This window comes from Holdemania sp. (genome assembly GCF_986127675.1).
In genome coordinates, this window is sequence record NZ_CFQZWI010000153.1 from 1 (window position 1) to 4,634 (window position 4,634).

The window sequence follows — 4,634 nt, forward strand, 5'->3', positions numbered from 1 at the left end:
GAGTTCAGACGTGTGCTCTTCCGATCTAGCTGAAACCGTATGACGTCTGCCAGGTTGAAATTGTCAAGGCAGAAGGCACGGTCTGCCCGCGCTGCTGGAATATTTCCGATCAGGCCGATGAGGAAGGACTGTGTCCGCGCTGCCGCAAGGTGCTCGGCCTGTAAGTCTTGTTCACTCATTTAAGATCCCGTTCGCGGGGTCTTTTTTATCCCTTTCTCTAACGATGGAATTTTTATTCCTTAACGTGAACGCCTGCTTTGTCAGAACAGAAAAAGCAGGAGCGGTCCGCGGAAAAAAGCAGGTGAGAGATAGACAAAAGGGCACGAAAGTCCACGGTTTTTTCATTTCTTTGTTCAGCGGAATCTGATATAATCATTAAGATAAGGAGGATCCGTATGCTGCTGAACTATTTCACGCCTGCGCTTTATCTGAAAAGCTATGAAGATCTGGATCCCGCCTGGTTAGTGCGGCGGAAGATCCGGCTTTTAATCTTAGATATCGACAACACGCTGGCGGCGCACGATGAACAGGTCGCCGGCGACAAAGCCAAAGCATTCGTCCATAGACTCAAGGACGCCGGCATTCAAGCCGTTGTCATGTCGAATAACAACAAGGAACGTGTCAGCCGGTTTGCGGCGAGTCTGGATGTGCCGTATTATTATTTTTCAACGAAACCGCTGAAGCGGACGTATAAGAAGGTGTTGCGCGATACCGGCCTGAAGCCGGATCAATGCGCGGTGATCGGCGATCAGCTGCTGACGGATATCCTCGGCGGCAGCCGGATGGGCTTGACGACGATCTTAACGACGCCCTTAGTCACCCGGGATATCCCCTGGACCAAGCTGAACCGGGTGGTTGAAAATCAGGTGTACCGTCTGTTGGAGCATGAAGAAATCTTGAAAAGGGGAGACTATGATGAGTGAAAGATGCCAGGGCTGCGGCGCGCTGCTGCAGCACGACCGTCCCCAGGAGGCTGGGTATACGCCCAAAGCGGGCAGTGCGCTGTGTCAGCGCTGCTTCCGGCTGACCCATTACGACGACCTGCAGTTTTCGATGCGGGAAGGGATTGATCCCGACCGGATTCTGGCGCAGATCCACGCGATGGACGCGCTGATTTTGTGGGTGGTTGATCTGTTCGATTTTGAAGCAAGTTTGCTGGAAGGCATGAACCGGCATCTGTTCGGCAAGGACGTCATTGTCGTCGGCACCAAGCGCGACCTGCTGCCGGAAACAGTGGGCAGCGAGAAGCTGGCGAAGTTTGTGTACGGCCGGCTGAAGGAGCTGGGCATCCAGGTCAAGGGACTGGTCGTGACCGGTAAAAATATTCCCGGCGGACCGGAGGAAGTGCTGCGGGTGATCGAATGGGCCAAAGGCAAGGACGTCGTCGTGATGGGCATGGCCAACGCCGGCAAGAGTACGCTGCTCAACGCCCTGATGGACAAACCCCAGCTGACCAGCTCGCGCTATCCCGGCACCACGCTGGACTTCAATCCGCTTGAAATCCACGGCGTCACGGTGTATGACACGCCGGGCTTGACGCCGCGCAATTCGATGCTGCTGCACCTGGACGAAGAAGATCTTAAAACAGTGCTGCCGGCGAAGGCGGTCAAACCGGTCGGCTTCCAGCTGCGCGGGGATCAAAGCTTCGCGGTGGGCGGTTTGTGCCGGATCGATTTACTCGGCTGCGAACATGTCTCGGCCGTGTTCTACTGCAGTAATCTTCTTGAGCTGCACCGCGGCCGCGCAGATAAGGCGGATGAGCTGTGGGATCGACATTACGGCGAGCTGCTGCGGCCGATTCCCGCCGGGATGCCGTATGCCGAATGGACGAGCACCGTCCTGACGCCGCTGGGGGTGAAGGAAGACATCGTCATTCCGGGCGTCGGCTGGATGTCCTTAAGCGGAACATGCGGTCAGATTCGCGTAACCCACCCGCAAACATTGGAAATCAAACACAGAAAGGCAATGATATAAATGTTAACGAACAAACAAAAAAGCGCGCTGCGTTCGATGGCGAACACGCTGCGCCCGATCTTTCAGGTCGGCAAGGAAGGCGTTTCCTATAACCTGATCAATACGCTTTCCGATGCGCTGGAGGCACATGAATTAGTCAAGCTCAATGTCTTAAAGAGCTGTCCGGACGACGTCCGGCAGGTCGCTCTGGATCTGGCCAGCGGCGCGCATGCCGAGGTCGTTCAGATCATTGGCAAAACGATCGTGCTGTACCGCGAAAGCCGCGAACACCGCAGGATCGAGCTGCCGCGATGAAAATCGGTTTATTGGGAGGCACCTTCGACCCGATTCACAACGGTCATCTGGCAATCGCGAAAACCGCGCTCAAACGCCTGCGACTGGATCAGGTCTGGTTTGTCCCGTCGCTGAAAACGCCGTTGAAGGACCGGGAACTGACACCCTTTGAGCTGCGTGTGACGATGATGGAAAAGGCGCTGCGGCCCTATCGCAAAATGAAGCTCTGTCTGATTGAAAAAGATCTGCCGACGCCCTCCTATACGATCACAACGGTGAAGACGCTGAAAAAACAATATCCGGACGACGAATTTGTCTGGATCATCGGCGACGATCAATATGCCAATCTCGATCAATGGAAAGCGGTCGACGAACTGCGCCGGCTCGTACAATTCGCCGTCTTCAGCCGTCAGGGAATCGCGGTCAAGCAGCCGGGATTTCTGTATGTTGAAAACTTTTCACATCCCGCTTCGTCCACAGCTGTCCGCCAGGGCGCCTTTAAGGATGTGCCGAAGGCTGTCCGGCAGGTAATGCTGGAAACGGGGCTGTATGTCGAGGAGATTGCGAAGGCGTATTGTCACCCACGCCGCTATCAGCACTGCGTCACGATGAGCGCGCTGGCGGTCGAGCTGGCGAAAGCGCATGGGGTGAATCCGCGCAAAGCCTACGTTGCGGGCATGCTTCATGATCTCGCCAAAGGCCTGGATGAAGAAACGGCGCGCGGCTGGATCGAAGTGTACTGGCCGCAGGCCCGGGATCAGGCGTGGAAGATCTGGCATCAATACATCGGGGCGACCTGGCTGAAAACCCGGCTGTATCTTTACGATCAGGAAATTCTGGAAGCCGTGGCGTGGCATACGACGGGCGAGGGCAAGAGCGATCTGGCGAAGATCATCTACATCGCCGATAAGATCGACCCCGGCCGCGGTTATGATATTACCCGTCAGAAAGCGGTGTGCCTGCAAGATCTGGATCAAGGCTTTCGTCTGATCCAGCAAGAACAGAAAGCTTATTTACGCAAGGAGGGATTGAATGTCTGAATTACTGCAGAAAGTCGTCCACGCGGCGGATCAGCGGCTGGCGGAAGATCTGGTCGTGCTGGATTTCCGCGGCCACAGCCCGTTTACCGATTACTTTGTGATCGCCTCGGCGAAGAATGAACGGATGGCCGATTCGATCGTCGATCACGTGATTGAGGAAGCTGAAAAAGCCGGCTATGCCGTGCGCAACGTCGAAGGCGGTCAGGGCAGCCGGTGGCTGTTAGTCGATTTGTATGAGATCGTACTGCACGTTTTCGTCGGCGAAGAACGCCAGGTATATAATCTGGAAAAGCTGTGGGGCGATCTGCCGCGGGTTGAGGTTCAGCCATGAGCTATGACAGTCTTGCGGCCTATTACGACGCGCTGGTGAAGGATGAGGAAGCGACGGCCGCCTGGCTGGATTACACCCGGCGCTATTGTCCGCCTGGCCCGCTGCTGGAGCTGGCGTGCGGCAGCGGCGAGATTTCCATCGCGTTAGCCGGGGCCGGCTACACCGTCGACGCCACGGACCTATCCCCGTCCATGATCGCTGCCGCCCAGGTCAAACCGCATCCGGATTCGATTACCTTCCGCGTGATGGACATGCTGGAAATGGAAACGAAGCAACCGGTGCAGGCCATCGTGTGCTATTGCGACAGTCTGAATTATCTGGCTTCGCTCGATCAGGTTGCGCAGTTTATCCAGAAAGCGGCGGCTTTGTTAAAAAACGGCGGCGTGCTGTTGTTCGATATGCACACCCCAGAGCGACTCAACGAGTTCGCTGAGGAATATATTGAAGAGGGGATGTTGGGGGATACGCCGTATCAATGGACGATCCTCAGCGACGAGGACCGGATTTACCAGCATTTCGCGTTCTGGACGCCGCAGGGACTGCGCGAGGAACATCATGTCCAGACGGTCTTCGATCCGTTGGCCGTGCGCCGGCTGATGGAAGAAGCCGGCTTCGACGTGGAAATCATGACAGATTTTACACAGCCAGGTATTCAGCCTGGTGAAAAACTGTTTTACGCAGGGAGGAAGAAAGTATGATCGCGATTATCGGAGCGATGAAGGTTGAGATTGACGCGCTGCTGGACCGGATGAGCGAGGTTCAGGCCTGTCCGGTGCAGAAGATTTCGTTTTATACCGGGAAACTGGCAGGCGAGCCGGTCGTCGTCACCCAAAGCGGCGTCGGCAAGACGCTGGCGGCGATGAGCACGACGTTGTTATTGGAGCATTTCGATGTCGACGGCGTAATCAACATCGGCACGGCCGGCGGGTTACTGGAAAATCAGGAAGTGCTGGACGTCGTCATCTCGACGCGGATCGCGCATCACGATGTCAACGTGCCGGGCAGATCGGAAGAGC

7 protein-coding genes are annotated in these 4,634 nt (G+C 56.0%); all 7 read left to right on the forward strand.

The features are described 5' to 3' along the window. Positions 1 to 395 precede the first annotated feature (395 nt). Positions 396 to 923 (forward strand): YqeG family HAD IIIA-type phosphatase, encoded by a 528-nt coding sequence (locus tag AC5OW4_RS14510; protein ID WP_006060829.1) that lies wholly within the window; start codon positions 396 to 398, stop codon positions 921 to 923. Then, positions 916 to 1,974, forward strand: a complete 1,059-nt coding sequence (locus AC5OW4_RS14515) for a GTPase (protein ID WP_493677145.1) — start codon at positions 916 to 918, stop codon at positions 1,972 to 1,974. The genes AC5OW4_RS14510 and AC5OW4_RS14515 overlap by 8 nt, the downstream gene beginning before the upstream one ends. Further along, complete coding sequence (yhbY, locus tag AC5OW4_RS14520) at positions 1,975 to 2,268, forward strand: ribosome assembly RNA-binding protein YhbY (protein WP_117892845.1); 294 nt, start codon at positions 1,975 to 1,977, stop codon at positions 2,266 to 2,268. Next, positions 2,265 to 3,287 carry a nicotinate (nicotinamide) nucleotide adenylyltransferase gene (gene nadD, locus AC5OW4_RS14525; RefSeq protein WP_072683571.1) on the forward strand — a complete coding sequence of 341 codons (1,023 nt, stop codon included), beginning with the start codon at positions 2,265 to 2,267 and terminating at the stop codon, positions 3,285 to 3,287. The genes yhbY and nadD overlap by 4 nt, the downstream gene beginning before the upstream one ends. After that, the gene (rsfS, locus tag AC5OW4_RS14530; protein ID WP_006060833.1) at positions 3,280 to 3,618 is read left to right on the forward strand and encodes a ribosome silencing factor; all 339 of its coding nucleotides are present in this window, start codon (positions 3,280 to 3,282) and stop codon (positions 3,616 to 3,618) included. Before nadD ends, rsfS begins: the two co-directional genes overlap by 8 nt. Further along, on the forward strand, positions 3,615 to 4,316 hold the full coding sequence (locus tag AC5OW4_RS14535; RefSeq protein ID WP_308559752.1) for a class I SAM-dependent DNA methyltransferase: 702 nt from the start codon (positions 3,615 to 3,617) through the stop codon (positions 4,314 to 4,316). The genes rsfS and AC5OW4_RS14535 overlap by 4 nt, the downstream gene beginning before the upstream one ends. After that, positions 4,313 to 4,634 (forward strand): 5'-methylthioadenosine/S-adenosylhomocysteine nucleosidase (gene mtnN / locus AC5OW4_RS14540; RefSeq protein WP_493677146.1); only part of this gene is annotated, 322 nt, incomplete at its 3' end. The genes AC5OW4_RS14535 and mtnN, both read left to right, overlap by 4 nt.